The organism is Aneurinibacillus terranovensis DSM 18919, assembly GCF_000430625.1.
Lineage (GTDB): Bacteria > Bacillota > Bacilli > Aneurinibacillales > Aneurinibacillaceae > Aneurinibacillus_B > Aneurinibacillus_B terranovensis.
In genome coordinates this window covers 25321-42288 of sequence record NZ_AUMJ01000052.1, presented here as the reverse complement: position 1 = coordinate 42288, position 16968 = coordinate 25321, and the positions used below count along the sequence as shown (strand labels likewise).

General features: G+C 43.0%; 18 protein-coding genes and 1 pseudogene. 18 read left to right on the top strand and 1 reads right to left on the bottom strand.

The features are described from left to right. Positions 1 to 275, bottom strand: a pseudogene (locus H525_RS0109930) (IS21 family transposase); the annotation flags it as partial. A 239-nt stretch (positions 276 to 514) separates the two neighbouring features. Between H525_RS0109930 and H525_RS0109925 the strand changes: the two are divergent. The 18 genes from H525_RS0109925 to H525_RS0109840 all read left to right on the top strand — a co-directional run bounded on the left by H525_RS0109925 (position 515) and on the right by H525_RS0109840 (position 16957). Then, positions 515 to 2164 carry an FtsK/SpoIIIE domain-containing protein gene (locus H525_RS0109925; protein ID WP_027416080.1) on the top strand — a complete coding sequence of 550 codons (1650 nt, stop codon included), beginning with the start codon at positions 515 to 517 and terminating at the stop codon, positions 2162 to 2164. A 106-nt stretch (positions 2165 to 2270) separates the two neighbouring features. Further along, positions 2271 to 2738, top strand: coding sequence for a hypothetical protein (locus tag H525_RS0109920; RefSeq protein ID WP_211236995.1), 468 nt, complete (start codon positions 2271 to 2273; stop codon positions 2736 to 2738). Between the two features lie 60 nt (positions 2739 to 2798). After that, positions 2799 to 3269 carry a lysozyme family protein gene (locus H525_RS28520; protein ID WP_051330945.1) on the top strand — a complete coding sequence of 157 codons (471 nt, stop codon included), beginning with the start codon at positions 2799 to 2801 and terminating at the stop codon, positions 3267 to 3269. After that, the gene (locus H525_RS28515; protein WP_051330944.1) at positions 3232 to 3861 is read left to right on the top strand and encodes a C40 family peptidase; all 630 of its coding nucleotides are present in this window, start codon (positions 3232 to 3234) and stop codon (positions 3859 to 3861) included. Before H525_RS28520 ends, H525_RS28515 begins: the two co-directional genes overlap by 38 nt. Before the next feature lie 11 nt (positions 3862 to 3872). Next, positions 3873 to 4409 carry a hypothetical protein gene (locus H525_RS0109910; RefSeq protein WP_027416078.1) on the top strand — a complete coding sequence of 179 codons (537 nt, stop codon included), beginning with the start codon at positions 3873 to 3875 and terminating at the stop codon, positions 4407 to 4409. Between the two features lie 18 nt (positions 4410 to 4427). Further along, positions 4428 to 6605, top strand: coding sequence for a hypothetical protein (locus H525_RS0109905; RefSeq protein ID WP_027416077.1), 2178 nt, complete (start codon positions 4428 to 4430; stop codon positions 6603 to 6605). Next, positions 6602 to 8476, top strand: a complete 1875-nt coding sequence (locus H525_RS23550; protein WP_035100584.1) for a CpaE/TadZ family protein — start codon at positions 6602 to 6604, stop codon at positions 8474 to 8476. Before H525_RS0109905 ends, H525_RS23550 begins: the two co-directional genes overlap by 4 nt. After that, on the top strand, positions 8473 to 9810 hold the full coding sequence (locus H525_RS0109895; RefSeq protein WP_027416076.1) for a CpaE/TadZ family protein: 1338 nt from the start codon (positions 8473 to 8475) through the stop codon (positions 9808 to 9810). The genes H525_RS23550 and H525_RS0109895 overlap by 4 nt, the downstream gene beginning before the upstream one ends. Positions 9811 to 9821: 11 nt before the next feature. Beyond that, positions 9822 to 10541 carry an SAF domain-containing protein gene (locus H525_RS0109890; protein WP_245590446.1) on the top strand — a complete coding sequence of 240 codons (720 nt, stop codon included), beginning with the start codon at positions 9822 to 9824 and terminating at the stop codon, positions 10539 to 10541. After that, on the top strand, positions 10538 to 12118 hold the full coding sequence (locus H525_RS0109885; RefSeq protein ID WP_027416074.1) for an ATPase, T2SS/T4P/T4SS family: 1581 nt from the start codon (positions 10538 to 10540) through the stop codon (positions 12116 to 12118). The genes H525_RS0109890 and H525_RS0109885 overlap by 4 nt, the downstream gene beginning before the upstream one ends. Positions 12119 to 12134: 16 nt before the next feature. Further along, positions 12135 to 13007 (top strand): type II secretion system F family protein, encoded by an 873-nt coding sequence (locus H525_RS0109880; protein WP_027416073.1) that lies wholly within the window; start codon positions 12135 to 12137, stop codon positions 13005 to 13007. A gap of 407 nt (positions 13008 to 13414) precedes the next feature. Next, positions 13415 to 14278 carry a type II secretion system F family protein gene (locus H525_RS0109870; RefSeq protein ID WP_027416071.1) on the top strand — a complete coding sequence of 288 codons (864 nt, stop codon included), beginning with the start codon at positions 13415 to 13417 and terminating at the stop codon, positions 14276 to 14278. A gap of 31 nt (positions 14279 to 14309) precedes the next feature. Further along, the gene (locus H525_RS0109865; protein WP_027416070.1) at positions 14310 to 14501 is read left to right on the top strand and encodes a hypothetical protein; all 192 of its coding nucleotides are present in this window, start codon (positions 14310 to 14312) and stop codon (positions 14499 to 14501) included. Positions 14502 to 14549: 48 nt separating this feature from the next. Then, positions 14550 to 14750: a hypothetical protein gene (locus H525_RS0109860; RefSeq protein ID WP_027416069.1), complete on the top strand. Its 201-nt coding sequence runs from the start codon at positions 14550 to 14552 to the stop codon at positions 14748 to 14750. 14 nt (positions 14751 to 14764) lie between these two features. Next, the gene (locus H525_RS0109855; RefSeq protein WP_027416068.1) at positions 14765 to 15214 is read left to right on the top strand and encodes a hypothetical protein; all 450 of its coding nucleotides are present in this window, start codon (positions 14765 to 14767) and stop codon (positions 15212 to 15214) included. Next, on the top strand, positions 15162 to 15704 hold the full coding sequence (locus H525_RS0109850) for a Tad domain-containing protein (RefSeq protein WP_027416067.1): 543 nt from the start codon (positions 15162 to 15164) through the stop codon (positions 15702 to 15704). Before H525_RS0109855 ends, H525_RS0109850 begins: the two co-directional genes overlap by 53 nt. A 19-nt stretch (positions 15705 to 15723) precedes the next feature. Then, positions 15724 to 16152, top strand: coding sequence for a prepilin peptidase (locus H525_RS0109845; RefSeq protein WP_245590445.1), 429 nt, complete (start codon positions 15724 to 15726; stop codon positions 16150 to 16152). 16 nt (positions 16153 to 16168) lie between these two features. Next, positions 16169 to 16957: a hypothetical protein gene (locus H525_RS0109840; protein ID WP_027416065.1), complete on the top strand. Its 789-nt coding sequence runs from the start codon at positions 16169 to 16171 to the stop codon at positions 16955 to 16957. The last annotated feature ends 11 nt before the right edge of the window (positions 16958 to 16968 follow it).

Here is a 16968-nt window from a genome sequence, read left to right as displayed (position 1 = left end):
TGGTGTTCCTTCAACCAATCCATAATCTGGGCAGCAGATAGATCCGGGTACTCTCGCAACCACCCAACAATCTCTGATTCAAAAGACTCCAACTTCTTTGTTCGTGTCTCAAGTCCCTCCATAAACGTTTTGTATTCTTCGATTGTCATGTCCCAGAACTTGATGACCGTATTCCGGGATATATTTAGATTCCTTGCCACTTGGGATTTCTTTAATCCCATCTCCTTCTGTTGCCGAATAGCGAAGTACATAGACCACCTTTCTTCGTTCCTCACACCGCTTCCCCCTGATGATAGAATTTCCAGTTCTATCATAGATTAATAGGAAGGGTATGGGAAATTTTGCTCATTCTTATTTAGCGAAATCTGTTAATTCTAGTTTACCGGTTACAAGAAACTGCATCTGTATCAAGTGAACCGATCAAAATGGAAAGAATCGAACAAAAATCAACGATGATGCATGAAAACAACAAGCAAGAGTGGCCATTTGTAGAAAGTGGGGGTGGAGACTCCAGGTGAAAAAAAATGACCAATTCGTTTTTTTTGCTATCCTGGCATTTGGCCCTTTGGCGATTAGAGGGCTTAAAGAGTTAAGAGAGTATTATCTTTTCCTCACCCTTGTATCTGCGATTGGGTGGACCGGACTTATCGTCCTCATATTGAGTCCTTTTTTGAAACAACGCATGAACAATGAAGGACAAGCACAAACAGAAAAACCTGAGCTTATTCTGGGAAGTCATTTGGAACAGCTGCCTATACCGAATGTGCAGCACCCTATGGCTGATAAAATCAATGAATTTTGTCGCCAATTTTTAAGTAGAGGGGAAGCAAGCTGCTATTCATATACCGAGGATGAGCATAAAATTGAATTTATTATTTCTATTTCATATACCCTTTCTCTTGAAGATGTACTCAACCAGCGAAGTCGATTGGAACGCTACATTGGGAAACGGATAAATAAAATCAGCTATCACCCTGAGAGAATGGACTGGGTTATGGTTTACATCAATAAAAGGAAAATTCCTAAATTCGTGAAGTTTTCACTTGAAAAAATTCATTCAAATGATGCTCTTGTATGGGTCGGTGAAAGTGCTGACGGACCCATCTATGTGGATTTTTCAAAGTTTCCACATGCATTGGTTGGTGGAACCACGGGAAGCGGGAAATCTGTTCTTGTCAATTCAATGGCCGTTCAAATTATTCGGAGGTCGTATGCTTATTTTATTGATTTAAAAGGAGGCGTAGAATTCTCTGTTTATGCTTCAGCCGGTTATTGTGTTGTTTCAGATTTAAAGAATGTATTTAAGCTTTTGCTCCGTCTTCAGCGATTAAATAAATATCGTATGGAGTTATTTTTGAAACATGGCGTTAAAAATATAGATGCATACCGTAAAAAAGTAGGATGGTTGGAAAGAGTTTATGTCATCATCGATGAAGTCTCCCAAGTTGTAAATGTTCCGAAGTCAACCAGGGATTTAAGTGATGGGATACTAACGATGGTTAAGGAATTAGGGGAAACCTCTCGTTCTCAAGGCATTCATCTGATTATCGCTACGCAGAAACCTCAAAAAGAAAATATACCTACGTACATTAAAGATAACTTGCCTATTCGTTTGGCCGGGTATTGTGTAAGCGGGGCAGCTTCAAGGACGATTTTGGACAACCAGATGGCGAGCACAGAGTTAGACCCAGAAATGAAAGGACGGTTTATTTTACAGGGAACCGGACCGGAAGAAATTTTCATCCAAACGCCTTTTATTGAAGAGGATGAGGCGGCACCCGGCCCACATCTAAAAGATTTTCTGGTTCCCCCAAAAACCACCGAAAATCAACTATTCGGAGAGATCCCGTCATTCTCTGAAGAGGAGGAAGAGATCCAGTATGAAGAGGTCTTGCAGGGTTCCTTACCTAGTGAGAGCTCGATAGATTCGCTTGATATACTCACAAAAGCAAAACTACGTATTGCCGATATGGGGGTTGCACGAATGGACGATTTACAACAGCACTTGCATGTTGCACGCCAACGATGTGTAGAAATCTTGCAAGATCTAGAGCAAGAAGGGTGGGTGCAGGCTCCTCCCCCGGACAATAAACGAATGGGGTATACTCTCCTTTTGAGCGATGCGCAGCGCGAGGAATTTTTAAATCAATATCCTGAGTATTAGACAAACAGCCAGGTATTCTATGAGAAGCCTGGCTGTTTGCGTTAAGGGGGGTGAGGAAGATGTAGAAAAAAGCCTTACTTAGTAGAAATAAAAAAATAGAGAAAGGGTGAAAAAGATGAAGGCGTTACAAGAGTTAAAATCCGTTCGTTATGTTGCAGTGGCCCTCTTGTTTTTGTGTGCATTTTGGATAGGATCTACGGAGATTACCTGGGCAGCAAACGCAGCAAACACAGGAAATTCAGGGGGGGACAATATCGTCCAGCTTCCGGACCCTTCGATATTCAAACCGCCGGTCAACGAAGGGGCTACACAAATGTCCGGATTCATTAAGTTGTTTAACTATATTATTGCAATCTTTGGAGTATGGTTGTTGTTTTATGCGGTCTGGGGCAGTTTCAAAAATGCCAAAGATTTAATCAAAGGGGCGTCCTGGAAGGGACTGATTATGGAAAAGTTTCAGTCTCTGGGAATAGGTATTGTCGTAGTACTTATTGGGATCACCGGCGTTTGGTATGATGTCTTGGTTTTCATCGGAAAGGTATTTCAAGCGGGGGTCCACCTGTTCACAAGCTAACCACATAGAAAAGGCATGGATGAGGGTCCATGCCTTTTCTCTATAAAAAGGGGGGATTATGTGCTTGAAACATCGGTCGATATGGCCAAAAACGTCGTCAAAAAAAAGGTGAAATCCTGGCTTTGGGTAGTAGCGATGGCCAATTTGCCTATCCTGGCCGGTGTTTTGACGATCTTCTTATTGTTGTTTGTTCTTTTCACGTCTTTTCTTATCCTCTCCGGCTCTATTAATAACCAGGACACGATAGGGATGTACCAACTTGCCCCGGGAGGGAGTGCGAAGGTATCAAAGGAAGTTCTTCGATGGGAACCGTTAGTCACAAAATATGCGCAGCAATACGGTGTGGAAAGTTATGTAGGAATTCTCCTCGCTTTAATTCAACAGGAAAGTTCCGGCACTGAACTAGATGTCATGCAGAGTAGTGAGAGCATTGGTCTTCCCCCGAATGCAATTACCGATCCGGAGTATTCAATACAGGTCGGGGTGGAACATTTTGCGGAAGTTTTTAAAAAAAGCAGGAGGAGATATTAAACTAGCCCTTCAAAGCTACAATTTTGGCCCTGGATTTATCGATTATGCAAAAGCGCGAGGGGGCTATTCAAAAGAGGTTGCCATCGAATTCAGCCATATGGAAGCCTCCAGATTAGGCTGGAGCAGCTATGGTGATGTGGATTATGTGGATCATGTCCTGCAGTATTACCAGGGCAGTACAGAAAGCGTGCTCGTTGGAAATTTTCCTGCAGGGGGACAATCTTTTGACGTGAACGCTGTTCATAATATTATGCGACAGTATTTAGGCTGGCCGTATGTGTGGGGAGGAAGAAGCCCGGGAGCAGGAGGATTTGATTGCAGCGGCCTCATAGAATATGCCTTTGGAAAAATCGGAAAAAATCTTTCTGGAGATGCACAAACTCAGTTCGATAAAACCGTTCCTGTACCCGAATCCCAAATTAAACCCGGGGATTTAGTGTTCTTCTCTACCTACAAAGCGGGACCGAGCCATGTTGGCATGTATGTAGGAAATGGGCAGTTTATCAACAGTAATAATAGTGGGGTTCAATACAGTAGTGTAGATGCATGGAAAAAGCTATATCCGTTTCTAGGATTTAGGCGCGTGAAATAAGGAGGAGCAAGATGGCGCGTTCTGGTAGAATGACAGTCCTTATCCTGTTTGTGATAGCAGCGCTTGCTATAGTTTGCTTTATCTTATGGTCGCAGCTTCAAGCACAGAAAATGCTGGTTGCAAGCTATAAAGAAAAAGTAGATTCGCTTTCCGGCGTTACCCAAGTGGACGCAAAGAAAGTAAATGATTTATTCATCGAGCGCTTTTTCAACTATCAAAATACAGCCGACCGATATAAAAACATTAAAGAAATCATGACTCGTCAAGGGCTTCAGGCTGCACATCCGAGCGGAGGGGAAATTCCCGAAAAAGGCGCGGATGTAACGGCAAGCGTCAGGAATGTGCAGACCTATGAATATACCCATGATCGAACTCATGTCGAGTATATCAATACATTTATCCAGACTCTTTCTTATAACGGAGAAAACAGCAACGCGACCATGATGATTAAAACCAAGCTTCTCTATATGGACGGTCTAGGATGGAAAATTGATGACCTTGAAAATATTCCACTCAGCAGTCAACCGATTAAGATTTTAGGAAGTTGAAAAAAAGGGGGTGAAAGTATGAAATTAAGAAGGAAAATTGTCGGTATAAGCCTACTAATCACATTCTTTCTCTTTTTTTTGATGCAGTCTTTTGTTGCAACGGCAGCAACGACAGGAGGTGGGTCCACATCTTCTAAATCCACTTCAACATCGTCAAAATCATCGACCACAACCGCTGCTTCCAAGCTATCGCCCTATTCAGGATCCTTTAAATCCGATGCAACAAAGGCATCAACGGACACGAAAGCTATAAAAAGTCAGAGCGGAGGGGGTGGGGGAGGAGAAGATAGCGGCTGGCTGAGCGGTTTAATTTCGTCCATAAAGGAACTCGTTGATAATATCAAAAAGATCATGACCGGCGAGGCCATCAAAGAGTTCTTCCTGAACTGGATAGCCGATTGGATGCAGGAAATCTTAAACATGTGGCTGAAAGTGCTGGGATTTGCATTTGTCAAAATCCCTACCTTTGTTCAACAGGGCAACTGGATTCATAGCAGCTGGGGGGCTGTGCTCTGGTGTACCATTCCGTTTTTGATGCTTGGAATTATGGTGAATGCCTATCGAATCATGAGGGGGATTCGTATTGATCAAGCCAAGAGCGTGTTATGGGTCCTTTCACTTTCCATGCTGTTTTCCTTCTATTCCCTCACGCTGTTTGACTATGGGATCAAGATTTGCAATTTCATCTTATCGCAGTCCTTGACGGACACGTTTTCCCAAATCAACGCCCATCTTTCCAGTGCAAAAAGTCAGCAGCTGCAGGGATTTAAAGTCTCCTTTGACAATATGAGCGGAGAGCAGGCCATTTACTTAATCCTTGTCGGGCCTGATGGAGATCAAACGCTGATGAGATCGCTGCTGAAAATTTGCGGGCTGTGGTTTTCTCAAATACAAGGGTTGCTTTTACTCGTGCTTTCGATTTCTACACTGCTGATGTACGGTGTCATTATTGCTTTGGCTATTTTCTCTCCTTTTTGGTCTTCTTGGAGTGCGTTATCCGGTCGTCCAGAGCCCATGATAGGATGGGGTCACTTGATTTTTCGATGCTTTGTCATCAAATTTATTTACTCCTTTTCCTGGCAATGGATGGCGGATAGACAGCTTGAAAAGCCGGCCAGTGATGCGGTCTTAGATTTAGTCTCAGCACCGGCACTCAATACCATCGTGATTATCGTATTGTTGATTGTGACTTGGTTTATTTATTGGCGCCCGGTCCTTCAAGCAGCTGCGCATCCCGTATATTTGAATGGGGCGAGTGTTCTGAAAAACGTGAGCAACTCAACGAAAAAGGCATCGGGGGTTTTAAAGCAAGTGGCTTCTAATTTTGGGATACCGATTTCGAAAGACAACGACGATATGTTTTCCAAAATGGTGAATAAATTAGACGATTTTAGCGAATCCAGTGGAAAACGAGCGGAAAAATGGATGGAAAAAGGGGACAAGTTGAAACCAAGGAACAATGATAGCCTTTGGGAGAAAATTGTGGGTAAATCCCCAATTGATGGCTCTTCTTTTTCCTACACAAATAAGATGGGAAAAGTACAACCCTCGTTTACAACGGAGACTCGACAGCTGGACATGACCTTGCAGGATGGATATACACTATCTGGCGACTATCGAGTATTTGAAACGCAGCACAATGTACACGAAATTGAAAATAGAATTGTTGAACACAATAAAAAACTGCTTACACCCATTGAAAATGAAAACAAGTCCTTAAAGAAAAAGAAAGAAGACTTGTCTCAAATTGAAGAACAGCAAAAAATGGCCCAGGAGGAACTCAAGGGCGTCACCGAACAAATGAAAGTGACAAAGGAACCAGACTCGATGCAGGTTATGGTAGCTCATCGGGATTATCTCACAAAACAAATGAATGAGTTGTATGAAAAGAAGCGTTCTCTTCAAGAGGAAATTCAAAGCAAGGAGAATTCGATTTCTTCACTGAAAAAAGAAATGGAAGCTAAAAAAATCGTTTACCAAAAAGACGAGAATGGTTCTATTCATGCCTTTGTAGAGAAGGGAGACGAACAGAAGGAAAAAGAGGTACAGAAACTTTTTACACAGTCGACGAATGTGGATCGTCCTCGCTTCTGGACTACTACGGATGGAGGATACGTTGTGATTGAAAAAGGGGTCCCCATGAAGACGAGCAACAAGCCTAAAGATGGCGTAGAAATGGGGCTTTGGAAGGCATGAAAAAGATTTATTTTACGGAAGATATCCGGGAGGATATCCAGCTGGGCGGGCTTACCATCCAGGAGTTTATCCGGATTCTTATTATTTTAGGTGTAGCAGTTCTTTTCTTTTTATCTCTTCCTCTTCCTCTTGGTTTTAAATTTTTTATTTTTATCATACCGGCTCTCGTGGCTTCGGGTGCGATTGCCGTTGGCTTGCCTGATATATTGAGGAAAAACCGAAGGTATCGAAAAGAACCTAAACTGTATGAAGGAAAGAAATTGGATTTATTTTTTCCAATTCAGTCGGTTGAAGCCCCTTGCATCGAAACCAAAAATGGTGACTGGATGATTTTCCTTGAGGCTTCGATGGAGGGATGGGAGCATCTTCCTCCGGAAGAGCAGGAAGTGCTCGTATGGTCCGGCTTTCAACCTTTGATTCAAAATCTTATGGATGAAGGCGTCGGAATCATGATTTTTGCCGAACAGGATAAACATTTACCTACCACGGAATGGAGAAGGCAACAGGAAGAAATAGAAAAAGGGAAGATTTCATCCGGGCTTGCAGAAATCGGTCGAGAGAGACTATGGCTTCATCAGCAGGGATCTGTGGCAGGTGCATCGAGGAAAGTCACCTACACACTGCGACTCTCTCTTTCGAATCCGAAAGAAGAAAAGCAAGCTGTAAAAGAACAACTCATGAGCCTGGCTAGTCAAGCCATTGTCGCTCTTTCTGCCTGTTCGATTCATGCCATAATTCTTGCTGATATCTCACCGTCTTTATTGCATCAATATGTCCCTTCCCTTTGGCGGGAAGAGAAGTTAAAGGATGGAATCGTAGAATTTTCCATCCGGGAACCTATTTTACCTGAGTCCTTCGTAAAGGAGGAACCAGTACAGGAAAAAATAGTAGAAGAAAAAGAGTCTTTCTTTACAAAAATTAAAAATTGGCTCCTTGCTATCTTTCAGTTTTTTATAAGAAAACAAGAGAAAGAAACGCTGGATGATCCAATCATGTCGCAAGAGGAAATCCTTCAGCGAATTTTTATACCAGCAGACCTAGTGGATCTGGAAATGGAAGCTGGAGTTGAAGTTGAGGAGGAGAATGTAATGTTTTCGATTCATCATCAGGAAGAGGCAAGAGCAGAGGACTTCGAACAAGCCTTTTCCATTCGTGAACCTATTGCCCTTGAGAAAGAGACCCCCCTCCCCAATGGATCCGGTCTCTTTCTTTTTGTCTCTCGTCTTCCTACAGGAAAAAGCTTTTTAGCTTTGAATACGGCCGTTATTTCTTCACGAAGAACACCAACGGTATTAATTGATTTTGACCTGCCGAACCGGGGGTTGCATACTTGGGCCAATCTACCAGAACACGAACAAGGATTGCTCTCCTTGTTTCATAATGAGGCAGCCAATGGATATTGTCCCCCCTATGCACCAAGTCTTGAAATTTATGGCTTGGATCCGGATGTTGAGGATGTGCAAATTACACCCGAGATGACAGCGAACTTTTGGGAGAATCTTGATCAACTGTTATCCACGAAAACCATTGTGATGGATGTTCCCCTTAGAAACCCCCTTCTCAAAAAAAATTGTGAGAAAGCAACCCAGGTGTATGCTGTGTTTGATTCAAACTACTATCATTTTCGTCAGTGGAAGAAAGATTGGAAGGAATTGAATCAATATTGTGAGCCGGTAGTCGTATGGAATCAGAAGGAGGAGGGGATCGACATTCCATTTACAGACGAATTGGGATGTGCGCCGAAGCTTTTAATTCCTCGTTTTGAGGGCGCTCTTCAATCCCTCTATAAAGGTCGACCTTTTGTTTTACAACCTAACTCAGAGAGACAATACTTCGACCTGTTTGAATTGGAAGGAGGACTTTTCGTATGAAAGTGATTTTGGCTACCTGTGAAGAATCGATTGATAAGTATTTAGAGGAGAACGCGGCATCCTGGGGACTTGAAATCCGTACTGTGGCCCGGGATCAGATGTCGTTAGCAAAGTGGCTCGATCAGGAAACAAATGCCGATGTTTTGTTAATCAATCGATTTTTACCCGGCCCCTTACCCCTTTCTGCCATCCTGTTCGAAGCCAAACAGAAAAGAATCCGACCGATTCTTTTACTATTGGGGGAAGGGGATGAAGAAATTATCCAGGACGTGTTCCGATTGGGGGTCTATGACTTTCTGATTGGTCGATACGGGCCGAAACAGTTGCAAGTAGTCATAAATGTTGCAACGAAAAGAGAAGAAGCCATGCAATATGTGAAAACCTTCTATCCTTCGTTGGAGATTCAGGAACCCAAGGAGGAAACACTGTTTACCATTCGTCAGCATCCACCTGCAGGTGAAGAGAAAAATTTTACATTCGGAGGGCAACCGGTCCAATCCACTGTTCCGTCACAAAGCATCACGCTTTCACAGCGCCCTACTACCTATGCCGTGTATAGTGCGAAGGGGGGCGTAGGAAAGAGCAATATTGCGGTGAATGTGGGTGGGAGCTTTCTGAAAAGCGGAAGGACAACGGTTCTGGTCGATACGGACGTACACCAAGGGGTGATCAGCTCAATTTTGAAAATTAACGCTCACTTTTCCGTGATTGATTGGATGAATTTTCCCGATGACATGGATGAAAAGACGATTTTGCATTCACTAGGCAAGCACCGAAGTGGGTTGTATTGTTTGCCTAGCCCTATGGATTATCTGGGACATCCCCTGAAAGAAGAATTGTTTCAAAAAATTCAAAGAAACTTGGCCAAATGTTTCTCAACGATTATTTTTGACACCGATGGTAATTTTACCAAGAGTAACATCAAGATATTAAAAAGTGTAGACTATATTCTTTACGTGATGACTTCCGATCAAACTTCCCTGGAACGTCATCGCCAAACGGTGAATCGCTTTATTCGACTCGGTATCCAGCCTGAAAAAATTAAAATCATTCTCAATGACCCAACAAACATCGCCAAAAATGGAGACGCTGAATTCATTGCGGAGAAACTGAAACCTATTCCCGTTGGTACGCTTAGTTATAGCCGTCAACTTCAACGGTGCAGCGAGGAAGGGGATCCGGTTGTTCTTTCACGTCCGAAAGATCCATTTTCTCGGGAACTCCAATCGGTTCTGAGAAAATTATTAGCCATTGATATCGAGAGTGTAGAGGTTGAGGAAAAACAAAAACGGAGAACATGGAGGATTTCCCTTCCATTTTTCAGTAGGGGGTAATGCTGTTGAAGATGAATATGAGCATAAATAAGAAGAGTACCTGGTTTTTACTTTTCGCTCTGGTTTTTGCGGCCATTTTGGCCGTCAAAGTGAATGCCACGGTCAACGCGATGAAAAATGAAGTGAAAGTGGTTCAAACGACCAAGTACATTCCGCCTTATACGGTGATCACGCCGGAAATGATCACGATAAAAAGTGTGCCAGCTACGTCAGTGATTGAGGGTACCTTTGGAGAAAATCAATATAACGAAGTGATCGGAAAGCGAACGGCTCTTGGTTTACTTCCCGAAACGAACATACAAAAAGGCCATTTAATTTCTTTAAAAGGAGCGACCTTGGAGGCTCTTTTGTATTCACTAAAGAACAGCAGCCTGGTAGCTGCCTCGATTCCTTTGTCGGCGAATGATATTGGTGCCCAAATCAATCCCGGGGATACCATTCATTTAAACGGTGTCTTTAATATGCAAAATAACCAAATCATTTCTAAATATGTGGCGCAATATGTGCCGGTTTTGGGTATCGATAAAAAAGATGATGGGACAGCCCGGATGTATGTAGCCGTCAAAAAAGAAGATTTTCCGGATATCGCTCGTTCGATTGATACCGGTCGTATTCGTGCTGTGATTGTCCAAAAAGAGTATGAACAGGTCGAAAAAACACGAGTCCCGAACCCACAGTCCGTACCCCCATCAGGAACACCATCCAATGCGGAAGGAGCGAATAAACAATGAGTTTAGTCAAACAAATAGAAGAGGCACAAAAATTTTCACGTGGCCCTTCCTTTTCTGGAAGTGGCCCATTTTTTGTTCAATCCGTCATCAGTCAGCCCGCTTCCGTCCAACCTCACACGGAATTGCCTGACGACGATTCTAACTTCCTGGACGAATCCTCAAGCAAAACGGATTTGTCAGATGATGAGTTTGTTCGACTGCAGGAGTATATACTCGAACTCATGCGTGAGGAAAATAAAGATGTAGACATTGAGGAGATGAGTAAGCAACAGTTACAAATGAGTCTCATTGAGCTCATTCGTCAGAAGGATAAGGAAAATCGAATTAAGAGTGAGTATCTATATCCATTGGTTACTAGCCTTGTCAATGATATTAAGGATTATGGCCCCATTCAAGAGTTTATGGACAACCCACTCGTCACGGATATTCGAATTATTGGAGATAAATACACGTTATACAAAATAAAGGGAAGATACCAGCGTTCCGATAAACCTGAGCATCGTTTCCGGAACGAAGAACACTTGCATACCTGGATCAATCGAAAGATTAAAGCGTCAAGAATGGGAGGACGCTTTGACAAAAGTATCGCTCGAACCAATGCCTTACTCATGGATGGTTCCCGTCTTCATGCCATTACAAATGTTTCAGGGGTGGGGGAATGGAGAGAGGGGAAATGCATTCCTACTCCTTATACCATTGTAAGCATCCGGAAATTTGCCAAGAGATTTACTGTACAGGAACTGGTGGAAACCGAATATACCCTGGAGAAGGAGAGACAGGAGGAGTGGAACCGATTACTTCAGGAGTATGAAAATATACCGGAAGAAAAACTGTATCAAACGAATCGGTTTATGAATGTGCTCATCATGGCTTACTTGCATTTGATTTGCCGACTTCGTTTTACCCTTCTGTTTGCAGGAGGGATGGGAACAGGGAAAACAACAACACTCAATGCGATTTTCCCTTTTATCCCCTCCTATCATGTGAACGGGATCATTGAAGAGGCCCCAGAGATGCAGCCAGACCATGAACAAACGATCCGATTATGGGAACGACAGGCGAATATGGAGGGGGAGGGAGCCATTACCATCCAAGACTTGATGAAAGAAATCCTCCGGATGGACGTGAATCGCTTCTTTATTTCTGAGCTTCGTGATAGCATTGCTTATTTGTTTCTACAAGGGATTATCAATGGGCACCCCGGTGGAGGAAGTACGATACATGCGAACTCTACGAAGGCTGCTCTTTTACGGCTCATCTCCCTTGCCTGTTCGTACCCTGGCAGTACCCGTCTTGATATCCTGAATATGATTGTCGAAGGGGTACAAACCATCATTCATATTGAAAAAACAGATGATGACGATAAATATATTGGTGAAATTGCAGAAGTCGATCGAATGATCGACAATGAGATTGCACTTCGACCTATTTTTACCGTTGAGTTTTCCGAAAAAGGGGACTGGGGATGGAAATTCCATGGGTTAAGTGAAAAAGTCATCAAAGAAGCTAGAAAACACCGAATGACGATCCCGACTATCCTTCAAAAGCCAAGAGATGCGTTTATTCCAGGTGAATAGGAGGTAGAAATGGAAAATGGAAGGATTCCTTGTATTTTTAATCGCTGTATGCATCATTGTTCGATCTTACTATTTAAAGGCAGAGCGGCATAAACAAATGGAGTCCCGTATGGAGGGACATTATCGGAAAGAAAGAGAGAAAAGAAAACACAAACGTCTTGAACGATGGAACCTACAGATTATTCGTGCCGGATTTCCGATTCCTCGACCGTTTATCCCGTATGTTGTGATGGTTTTTGCCGTATTGGTGGGATATTTGTGTTCGTTAAAAATGGGACAAGCGGGCTTTTTATTGGGCCTTTTGCTGGGTCCTTTTTTATTTGACCGCCTGATCGCTTTCCTCGTGAAGCAAAATGAAAAGCGATTTATCCAGGACTTTGATTTATCGCTAGATGTCGGGGCCAGTATATTCCGAGCGCACGGAACGATTGATGACTATGTTGCGGAGTCGCAAAAGATTGTTAATTATGGCTGGTTCAGTCGTGAAATGAAAATCGTTGAGAATCGTCTCAAAGAAGGGATTTCTGTTCCACAAGCATTTGAAGAGTTAGCGGACCGTGTAGACATTGAGGCCGTGCACTATGCTGCTCAGGCCCTACGTTCCACTACGGAAGAAGGGGGAAACTTGGCCGCTGTTTTTGATGACATCAAAATGATGATCAGCCGTTCCGTTGGTGCCCAGAGAAAAGCGATGGCTAAAACGGTTGAGCTACGGCGGATGGGATATTTATTGATTGGAATTTCATTTGTCGTTCCCCTTGGATTCCGACATCAGCTTGCGGAGTTAATCTCTACCCGACCCATCATTTTATTCATTATCATCGGGGCCTTACTACTTAATTCAGTAGGCGCCGTGATTGTGTTCAGGGCAGTGAAGATTCGTGTTTAAGCGTATCACTGACCATTATATTGTGAAGCGAAAAGGGAACCAACTGTCGATTCATCATTGCCCCTTTTGGTTTTTTTATGTCGTCACCAAAAAACGTTTTTTTCAGAAAAGAAGGGAGGCTTATCAAAGGATTGCTCGCTATCTACAACAGCAGAAGGGTACATTCTGGATCGGAATTACCGATATAGTAGCAGATAGTTTTGTTATCGATTATAGCCGAGAAACTGACATATTGGAAAAACGACCGACCACCGTAATCCAAAAGATCCTGGATACGGTTCTTTGTGCTGCGAATTTTAGAAATTGGATTCGTCCACGCATAATTTTTCGGGCGTGGCGAATGCAAGAAATCCATGTTCTTTCCATAAGCAGAGAACATTTTATTAAAAAATACGGGGGGTGAATGTATGGAAGTTGGCGTGTATACATTTCTTTCGGTTCAATTATTTGCCTTATGGATTGCCTTTCGAAAGACGGAAAGCCTGGAACATTTATATCAGCGCATTATTGGTATTGAATTGGAAAAGGAAGATGTGAAAGGTAAAAAAGGAAAAGTTCGGTTATTGGTTCGGATTTTTATCAACATATTCCCATTTTCGCCCAAAAAAGACTATCTGAAATATTGGGAACGAAAATTAATGCAAGCCGGCTATATGAATGGATGGAACAATGGACTCGAATTTTTTGTCTTTCGACTCTTTCATATGTTTATCGGATGGATTGCTGCGTATTACACCGGAGGAAGAATTCAGGATTACCTGGTGCTTGGATTTTTGGGCTTCTACTTTCCTGCTTCTGTCGTACAGGCCAGAATTCTTCAACGTAGAGGGAAAGCGCGACCAGCTTTTCGTAAGATGCTGAAGCTGATGGAAGTGCAACTAGAAAAAGGAGCCGATTTAACGACTTCTATTCAAAATGCTGGGGAAGCCGTAGAGCAACCGTTAAGCGATATATTTCAGGAAGCTACAAAAAGGCTTCATTCATCCTCGGTTCGAGAGGTATTTAGCTGGGTTGCCGATCAATTTGATTTTCCTGAACTACGAAAATTTTGTGTTCTCGTCATTGTGGCTGAAGAAAGAGGAACGTCTTTTTTAAGCGTCGTACGCGAAATGATTCGAAGCATGGATGAAAAATTGGAGAATGACATTGAAGCAGAGATCGGAAAGGCCAAGCTTAAAATCATGTATGGGATTATTTTTTTCACGGTTCTTCCCTTTGCGTTTGGCACCATCATCGTGTTAGGAACCATGCTTATCAAAATGTTTCAGTAACTATAAAAGTCAAGAAAGGAGCGAGTAAACGATGTATCAATGGAAAAAGAAAAGGTTAAAAGCACTTCAGGGAGATAAAGGAGGGCTAGGTGCGATTGGCGGAGGTATCATCATGCTTTTAGTGCTTGGGTATGTTGCCTACAACAATCGCGATAACATCAGCACGTTTTTCTCAACGATGTGGACGTATATCCAGGGCAAAATCCAAACGATTTTTTCGTAAAACGTGTAACGGAATTAAACTTTAAAAATGGAGAGGAGAAAGTACCAAATGAAAAAATTAAGTAAAATGTGGAAATCGTTTTCTGAATCAATGAAAGGGAACAAAGGAGGTCTGGGTGCGATTGGCGGAGGTATCATTATGCTTTTAGTGCTTGGTTATGTTGCCTATACCAACCGGGGCAATATCAGCACGTTTTTCTCAACGATGTGGACGTATATCCAGGGCAAGATCCAAACGATTTTTTCGTAAAGCGGGTGGTCTTGATGACATGGAAAGAGGTAAAAAGAGTGAAGGAGGATGAACGGGGCTACGCCGATTTTCTCCTTCTTTTTATATTTATCGGTGTGTTTTTTACTATGCTCATAATGTCATTGGAAGTTCCGTATGCCATCAATTCCAAGTATTTTGATATGGTCGCCACACGGGAAGTTGGCAGGTATTTGGCCACAAATGAGGGAAGCACTATTCTAGATGGCAAACAGCAAGCAGCTTCGTTAATGTCCCAGTTACCTCAGCAAAAAAATGGGGAGACGCTTTTTGATAAAGATCGTGACGTAGATATCAATATGAACGATGGGCAATACGTAACCGTAACTATTTTCTATAACCATCCTTGGATTACTAAAGATTTTACAGCGTTATGGGGAGGAGGCCATCCCGTTGATAACTCTCAAAGGCTTTCAACCACGTTATCGTTTAGACGAGAATGGTGAAAAAGGGTTTGCCGGATTCGTATTCATCCTCATGTTGTTTATTTTTATGATTCCCTTACTGTTGCTGGAGTTCGATATCGGTCGAAATATTATTGCAAAAGAGGGAATCATGGCAGCCACGGATTCTGCTGTGCTTGCCGGGGCCAATGAAGTCAAACGGGTAGACGATGCATTTGGCAGTTTTGGTGAAGCAACAAGCTGGCACTATGAAATTCAACAACCCCAAGCGTTGGCGTCAGCTGAACAAACCTTTGAAAAGAACGTGAAGAGCCTACATTTACAGACGAATCTTAAGGCTAATTTTTTACTTCCCTCCCCTGTGTTTGCTTTCCCGGCCATCAATCAGATGTCCGGGAATCTTCCGTTTAAGGTGGGAATGGACGACTTTAATAAAGCAAACCAGGTGCTTAATCCTTCTATAGCGCCTTCTCCAGATTGGGTTGCAAATGGAAATTCAAGGTCTGTCTTTTCTCAGCCGAAATTTCAATAAGGGGGAATTTCTTTTGAATGTGAGTATTCTATGCTTTTGGCTGGCCTTAAGTATAGCGGCCTTCATCGATGCCAAGTGGGGGATCGTTCCGAACAAGCTGAATTTCATTATGACCATCCTTCTTCCTCTCTTGTTTTATGCTGAAGATCCAACCCATTGGAAACTTAGAATGCTAGTGGGAGGAATGTTATTTTTTAGCCTTTTGCTTGCTTTTTGGATAAGTAAAAAGCTCACCGGGACGGCGCAGGTCGGGGGAGGGGATCTTAAATTAATTTTTTGGTTTGGGGTTGGACTAGGAATTCATGCGCCGGTGGCCGTCCTCTTTACCACCCTTCTTTTTATTTTGACAATAGGGTTGCTTCGAGTTATAAATCAGTGGAAGAAAGGAAAAACACTCCCCCTGATCCCCTTCCTCTGGTTAGGAAGTGTACTCACCGTATTTGTGTAAAGGAGGTTAAGGGGAGATGAGACGTCTCATACGCCATCCAATCGGATGGCTTTTTCTCTTTTTTCTTTGTATCGTGACCGTCTACTGGTTGTATTGGGACCAGCGTCCGGTAGAGGTTGTACAAACCTATGTTCATTCTGTAGCAGAGGGGAAATGGTCGGACGCGAAAGCCCATACAATAGGGGGGCTGCGAAACAAATTGGAGGAACTGTCTGCAAACCATGGGCTGGACCACGTACAAACGGCAACCATACTTCAAGAATCGTATACCTTAAGCCAGCAGGATCTTCGAAAACAGATCAGTGAAGTCCATGCCAAGGTAGTCGTTCGTCTCCCGGGAGGAAAAGTGGACCTGCAGGATCAAGTGTATTCGCTCTACCGTTCCAACGAAACCTGGCAAATCTATCGTATTGATCTCGCCACACAACAGCCGGAGGAAGGGAATTTGTATCCTATCGGCTTTGGTTTATCAGGAGCTCAGGATACCATTCTTACGTTTCTTACGGCCTCGGGTTCCGGAGAATGGGCGAAAGCCCAACAACTCTTAAGCGGGGATGCCCTGCAAAGCTTTGAGAAAACCATGAAATACTTGCCTACAAAGTGGGCAAAGGGAGTAAGCATTGACCAACCAACCCTTCAGTATGTGGGGCGTTCGTTGACCTCGGACGAATACAACTATCTGGTCCGGTATCAAGTGAAGAATCAGGGAAAGCTGAAACAAATGGTAGCGCGATTTGGGCTTAGAAAATGGGACGGCGTGTACTACATCAATCGAACAGAAGTTATCAATGAAACCCAGGGATAAGGAGGGAAAAT